The sequence below is a fragment of the Rhodoferax sp. genome, from assembly GCF_039922535.1.
Lineage (GTDB): Bacteria > Pseudomonadota > Gammaproteobacteria > Burkholderiales > Burkholderiaceae_C > Rhodoferax_B.
The window spans coordinates 1-6,475 of the sequence record NZ_JBDTEM010000307.1; the positions used below are offsets into that span (position 1 = coordinate 1).

Annotated in this window: 5 protein-coding genes and 1 pseudogene; 1 reads left to right on the top strand and 5 read right to left on the bottom strand. The window is 62.6% G+C overall.

Features of this window, described 5'->3' with window-relative positions:
- The coding region (locus ABI213_RS14545; RefSeq protein ID WP_348027641.1) for an aminotransferase class I/II-fold pyridoxal phosphate-dependent enzyme at window positions 1–332 on the top strand (332 nt) is incomplete at its 5' end.
- A gap of 106 nt (window positions 333–438) precedes the next feature.
- On the opposite strand, the gene ABI213_RS14550 is transcribed toward ABI213_RS14545, so the two are convergent.
- The 5 genes and pseudogenes from ABI213_RS14550 to ABI213_RS14570 all read right to left on the bottom strand — a co-directional run.
- On the bottom strand, window positions 439–1,176 hold the full coding sequence (locus ABI213_RS14550) for an acetoacetate decarboxylase (protein WP_348027643.1): 738 nt from the start codon (window positions 1,174–1,176) through the stop codon (window positions 439–441).
- A gap of 15 nt (window positions 1,177–1,191) precedes the next feature.
- The gene (locus ABI213_RS14555) at window positions 1,192–1,962 is read right to left on the bottom strand and encodes a 3-hydroxybutyrate dehydrogenase (RefSeq protein ID WP_348008037.1); all 771 of its coding nucleotides are present in this window, start codon (window positions 1,960–1,962) and stop codon (window positions 1,192–1,194) included.
- 196 nt (window positions 1,963–2,158) lie between these two features.
- On the bottom strand, window positions 2,159–3,514 hold the full coding sequence (locus tag ABI213_RS14560; RefSeq protein WP_348027647.1) for an MATE family efflux transporter: 1,356 nt from the start codon (window positions 3,512–3,514) through the stop codon (window positions 2,159–2,161).
- Between the two features lie 8 nt (window positions 3,515–3,522).
- Window positions 3,523–4,158 (bottom strand): DUF2239 family protein, encoded by a 636-nt coding sequence (locus ABI213_RS14565; RefSeq protein ID WP_348027645.1) that lies wholly within the window; start codon window positions 4,156–4,158, stop codon window positions 3,523–3,525.
- A 171-nt stretch (window positions 4,159–4,329) separates the two neighbouring features.
- A pseudogene (locus ABI213_RS14570) lies at window positions 4,330–6,475 on the bottom strand (DUF3418 domain-containing protein); the annotation flags it as partial.

The window sequence follows — 6,475 nt, forward strand, 5'->3', positions numbered from 1 at the left end:
GGTTGAGCCGCTACCTGGCCGACCCCACGCCCTATCTGGAGCTGCCTGCCTTCTACCAGCGCAAACGCGACCTGTTCCGCGCCGGACTGGCCGCCACCAAGTTCAAGCTGCTGCCCAGCGAAGGCAGTTACTTCCAGTGCGTGGATATTTCGGACGTGAGCGACTTGAGCGAAGGCGACTTCTGCCTGTGGCTGACGAAGGAAATCGGCGTGGCCGCGATCCCGCTGTCGGCCTTTTATGGCAACGGCTTCGACCAGCGGGTCGTGCGGTTTTGTTTTGCCAAAAAGGACGAGACCCTGCAGGCGGCGCTGGATCGACTGGCCAAGCTGTAAACAAAAATGCTCCTGTTTTTGATATCAAAAACAGGAGCATTCAGCGCAGGTTAAATCTGCGCCAGAGGCCGATTAGAGGCCTCAAAAAAGGCCCAAAAACTCAAAATTAGGCCAGGTAGTCATGCACCACTTCGCCCATGCCCAACGTCAAGTCGGCAATGAAGTGCGATGCCGAAATCACCTCCAGCACCGGCAACTTTGCCACGTCCACCGAGACGTGCTGGAACAGCTCCAGCGCGGCGGGGCCGGTCCAGGCACCTTTGACCTGGATGTCTTCCAGGTAGTAGCGCACCAGCTCCAGAATGCGCGGGCCGCCGTCTACATGCGGAATGATCTTCAGCATATAGTTGGGGGCCAGCAAGGACTTGTGCACGGCATCCTTGTCGGCGATCTGGTGCTTGTAGCCCATGGTGGCGGTGGCGCAGCGGATGCTGCGGCAGTCCAGCGTGGCCATCAGCACCTCACCCTCGTGGCTGATCTTGGGGTTGGCCAGCTTTTTGGGGAAACCCCAGAGCTCACGGCCCCCGGCGATGGGTGCGTCGTCGTCCAGGTACATGGAATGCACGTAGCCGCCGTGGTCGCCGTTGTAGCTGACCGGAATCACCTGCCCTGTCTCGGTGTAGTCGCCAAAGCCGGTGGAGTCCGGCATGCGGATGAACTCGTACTTGACCACGTTGTCGGTAATCTCCAGCGGCTCGGGCACCACGGCACGCAGGGCATCGGGGTCGGTGCGGTAGGTGATGACGATGTACTCGCGGTTGTAAAACCGGTACGGAGGCCGCGGAAACGAAGGGTTCGTCAACGGCATGGCGAACGCCTTGGCGCGCACATCTTCGATTTTCATGCTGCTGCCTCCGGCTTATTGGGCCGTCCAACCGCCGTCATTGGCCCAGGCCACGCCGCGCACATTGTCGGCGGCGGGCGAACACATGAACACCGCCAGCCCACCCAGTTGCTCAGGGGTGGTGAATTGCAGCGAGGGCTCTTTTTCTTGCAGCAGCTCTTTGGTGGCTTGGGCCACGGGAATACCTTCCTTGGCCGAGCGGTCGTCGATCTGCTTTTGCACCAGCGGGGTCAGCACCCAGCCAGGGCAAATGGCGTTGACAGTGATACCGGTGGTGGCGGTTTCCAAAGCGACCACTTTGGTCAAACCCACGATGCCGTGCTTGGCCGCTACATACGCCGACTTGTTTTCCGATGCCACTAGACCATGCGCCGAGGCAATGCTGATCACACGGCCCCAATTCTTGGCGCGCATGCCCGGAATGACCAGGCGCGTGGCATGGAAGGCAGCGCTCAGGTTGATGGCGATGATGGAATCCCACTTTTCGATCGGAAACTCTTCGATCGGGGCCACGTGCTGGATACCGGCGTTGTTGACCAGAATGTCCACGCCGCCAAACTCCTTGTTGGCGTAGTCGATCATGGTGGCAATCTCGGCGGGCTTGCTCATATCCGCACCGCTGTAGCCCACTTTCACGCCCAGGGCTTCAACTTCGGCCTTGGGGCCCGCATGGTCGCCAAAGCCGTTCAAGATGATGTTCGCGCCCTGCTTGGCCAGCTCCAGTGCGATGCCCAGACCAATGCCACTGGTGGAGCCGGTAACGAGTGCAGTTTTTCCGTTCAGCATGAGAGTAATCCTGTGGTTGAGAAAAATGAAACTGGGGAAACTATAGCGCCATGTGCCCAGCTAAGCTGCATACAAAGCGATTCTTTGCATTACTTCGCGTACGGCAGCGGGCTTGCGGCGCAGAGGGCGATTCGACTCTTTGGCGCAAAAGAAGTTGCAATTTTCATACCGTAGCGCCCTCTCCTGCGCGCCGAAATCACAGCACGTGGATGGGCTTTTTGCGCCATACCAAACAGTAGTAGGCGGTTTGCATGGCCAGCATGGCAATAAACGCCGCCGGATAGGCCGCCCAAATCCCGTTCAGGCCGTAGATGCCGCTCAGCACCCAGGCCACGGGTATCTCTACCCCGGCAATCGCCAGCATGGTCAACAGCGTGGGCACCAGCACCGTGCCACTGGCGCGCATCAGGCCGGACAGCACCATCGACATGCCCATGACCACACTGCTCCACAGCATGATGTGCAGCAGGGTTTGCGCCATGTCCACCACCTGCACATCGGTGATGAACAGCCCCAGAATGCTGCGCGAAAACACATAGCCCAGCAGCACCAGCGTGCCGGTCAGCAGCAGGTTCATCCAGATGCCGGTGCGGGCAATCCGCCCCAGCGTGTGGCCGCGCCCTGCACCAATCGCCTGCGCCCCCAGAATCGACGCGGTGATGGCGATCGAGATGGCCGGAAACTGCACGTACGAGACGATCTGGTTCACCGCACCATAGGCCGCCGTGGCCTGCGAACCAAAGCGGTTCACCAGAAACAGCACGGCAATTTCCGCGATCGAGATGGTGATCATCGACAGCCCAGTCGGCAGGCCAATCCGCAGCACCTTGCCCAAAATGGCCCGGTCGATCCGCAGATGCGGCCAGAAGCTCGCGTTGGGTGCCAGCACATGCTGGGAGCGGCGCAGCGACCATGCCGTCCAGGCCATCGAGACCACAAAACCGATACCCGCCGCGTAGGCACCGCTGGCCACGCCCATCTGCGGCAAGCCGCCCCAACCGCGGATCAGCGCGGGCGAGACCAGCAGGCCAATGGCCGTCGATATCAGCAGCGTCTTCAAAGGCGTGGTGGTGTCGCCCACGCCGCGCAGCATCGAGGTGACCAGTAAGAACATGAACACCGCCGGTGCCGCCAGCAGCATCACCCGCGCGTAGTCAATAGCACCGGGCAGGATGTCGGCCGGTGTGCCCAGCGCGCGCAGCAGGCCGGGGGTGAACGCACCGCCGAACACCGCCACCACCAGCCCGGCATAAATCCCCACCATCAACGTGGTGCCCGCCACCGCCTTGACGCGTTCCAGGTCCTTGCCGCCCCAGGCCTGGCCGATCAATACCGCCGCACCGGCACCCAGGCCGATCATGAAAGCGATCAGAAAAAATAGCACCGGAAAGAACGCCGATACCGAGGCCATCGCCCCCACGCCCAGCATCTGGCCCAGGTAGATGTTGTTGACCGTGCCCGACAGTGCCTGCAGAAAATTGCTGGCGACCATCGGCACCAGAAATGCCAGGTAAACCCGCCACAGCGGCTTGGGCGCTTGAGGCACGCGGATCTCGCGATTCATGCCTGCCACGCCTCGGCCAGGATTTTGTGCAGATGGCTTTGCACGTCCACCGGCCAGTCGGCGATCCGTGCGATGAACCCGGCTAGGTCATGGGCAAACAGCGCCCGGCTGGCCTCTTCAAAGCCCGGCAGGTGGCCCGCCATGGTGGACATGAATTTGTACGCCACCTCGGTAGTGCGCCGTACCTGGTCCTGGGCCTGCGACTGGCGCTGCGCCAGCTCGACCAGTTTGCGCAACGCCACTGAAGCGCCGCCCGGCTGGGTGGCCAGCCAGTCCCAGTGGCGCGGCAGCAAGGTGACCTCGCGCGCCACCACGCCCAGCTTGGGGCGACCAGGGCCACGCGGTGCATCGGTATCGGGCAAAGGCGCATCCGCAGCTTCGGGCGGGGCCAGAGCATCCAGCGCTTGCGCCTGGCGTTCCAGCCTAGCGGTAAACACTTCCAGCGTGCCGCGCCAGTCCAGCTCGATGGTGTCGCTACTGGCATCCGCGAAGAGCAGCAGGGGCTGCGGTGCCGGGCTGTCTGCAGCCAAGTCGGCTACCGCCTTGGCGCACGGTGCCACGTCGCGCAGGGTGCCAGTGGCAATGCAGCGATCGCCTTCAAAGGCGGTACAAAGAGTGTCCAACCAAGCCATAGTTTTATCCGGGTTAAAAAGAATGAGCGAATTCTACCCGGATATAACAAGGCACAAGTTAAACCCGGGTAAAAATATTTGAACTTTTTACATCGGGCTGGTCAAATTTATAAAAAATAAGCCGCTAGCGCTCATCCCACCAGCACAAGCAGCTCTTAAAACAGTAGCACACTAGCCCAGCTGCGCCCAGGCCTTGTCCAGCCGCTTCACGCTGATGGGCTGCGGTGTCTTCAGCTCTTGCGCGAAGAAGCTGACGCGCAGCTCCTCCAGCAGCCAGCGGAATTCCTGCATGCGGGCATCGGCCACGCCCTTGCGCTCGGCCACCAGCCGCCAGTAGCGTTGCTCTTGCGGGCGCAGCTCCAACATGCGCGCGGCATCGCGGGCCGGGTCGGCGCGGTATTTGTCCAGCCGGGCGGTGATGGCCTTGAGGTAACGGGCGGTGTGCTGCAGCGCCGCCCACGGGGTGGCGGCCAGAAAGCGCTTGGGCACCAGACGGGCCAGTTGCTGGGCGGCATCGGCCGTCGCATCCGGGGCGTTCTTGGTGTCTTTGATCTTGCGGGCGGCGGTGCCGTATTCGGTCAACACCGTCAACGCCAGCCGGGCGACCTCGTTGGCGATCAGGGTAAGGCGACCCCGGCCTTCGTCGATGCGGCGCTTGAAGTCGAACTCGTCGGTGGGCAGCGGATCGAGCAGGAAAGCGCGGTCCAGTGCCACGTCGATGATCTGCGCCCGCAGCTCTTCGATGGTGCCGCCGCCCGAGCCGTCGGCGTTCTTGCCGACCTGCATGTAGGTGACGGCCATTTTTTGCAGATCGGGGATGTTCTTTTCCAGGTACTTCAGCGCGTCTTTGATCTGCAGCGAGAACAATCGGCGCAGGCCCGCGCGGTGCTTGGCGGCAGCTACTTCGGGCTCGTCGAAGACTTCGATGGTGACCGCATCACCCGCGTCGATCAGGCCGGGATAGCCGATCAGCGTTTGGCCGCCCTTCTGGATTTCCAACAGCTCGGCAGCTCGCCAAAGCTCCATGCGGTGTAGCGCTGGCCCGCAGGTGTAGCCGGTTTCACTACAGATTTAGTAGCTGTCGCCGCAGGTTCCACCTGCGCTGGAGGCTTATTTTCTTTAAGAACCGTGCTGGCCATCTTCAAGCCCGCCAGCGCCTGGAACGCACCGCGCGCCTGCGCACCCAGCTCGGATTTGAGCGCACCCAGATTCCGGCCCGTGCCCAGTTGGCGGCCATGCTCGTCCACCACGCGGATGTTCATGAACATGTGCGGGCTGAGCATGTCGGCCTTGATGTCGGCGCGTGCCACGTCCAGCGAGGTGGCGGCGCGCACCAGCTTCAGCACTGCGTCGACCAGCGGGCCCACGCCAAACAGCTCTACCGTGTTCAGCGTCTCGGCCATGGTGCGGGCGGTTTCGGGCAGCGGCACCAGGCGCGAGCGCGGGCGCTGGTGCAGGGTTTTGATGAGGGCCTGGACCTTGTCCTTCAGCATGCCGGGCACCAGCCATTCGCAGCGTTCGTCGTTCACCTGGTTCAGCACGAACAGCGGCACGGTCACGGTCAGGCCGTCCTTGGCATCGCCGGGCTCGTGCAGGTAGGTGGCGGCGCAGTCCACACCGCCCAGGCGGATGGTTTTGGGGAAGGATTGGGTGGTGATGCCCGCCGCCTCGTGGCGCATCAGCTCTTCGCGGGTTAGCAGCAAGAGCTTGGGGTTGTGCTGCAGCGCGTCGCGGTACCAGCGCTCGAAGCTGGCACCGCCGTACACGTCGGCGGGCAGCTGCTGGTCGTAGAAGGCGTAGATCAGTTCGTCGTCCACCAGCACGTCCTGGCGGCGTGCCTTGTGCTCCAGGTCTTCCACCTGCTTGATCAGCTTGAGGTTGGCCTCCAGGAACGGAAACTTGCAGTCCCACTGGCCTTGCACCAGGGCTTCGCGGATGAAGATTTCGCGCGCGCCCACCGGGTCCACGCGGCCAAAGTTGGCGCGGCGGCCGCTGTAGATGACGATGCCGTACAGCGTAGCCCGCTCCAGCGCGGTGACTTCGGAGGCCTTCTTTTCCCAGTGCGGGTCCAGCAGTTGTTTCTTCAGCAGATGGCCTGCTACCTGCTCGACCCACTGCGGCTCAATGGCGGCAATACCCCGGCCAAACAGGCGGGTGGTTTCCACCAGCTCGGCCACCACAATCCACCGGCCCGGCTTCTTGCGCAAATGCGCGCCCGGATGGCGGTGAAACTTGATGCCGCGCGCGCCCAGGTATTCGGTCTGCGCCACCTCGTCGCCCTCGGTCTTCCAGCCGATATTGCCCAGCAGGCCGGACA

What these genes read in the sequence shown, in the direction of transcription:
- ABI213_RS14550 (WP_348027643.1), bottom strand. Translation starts at nt 1,176, where the DNA reads ATGAAAATCGAAGATGTGCGCGCCAAGGCGTTCGCCATGCCGTTGACG.
- ABI213_RS14555 (WP_348008037.1), bottom strand. Translation starts at nt 1,962, where the DNA reads ATGCTGAACGGAAAAACTGCACTCGTTACCGGCTCCACCAGTGGCATT.
- ABI213_RS14565 (WP_348027645.1), bottom strand. Translation starts at nt 4,158, where the DNA reads ATGGCTTGGTTGGACACTCTTTGTACCGCCTTTGAAGGCGATCGCTGC.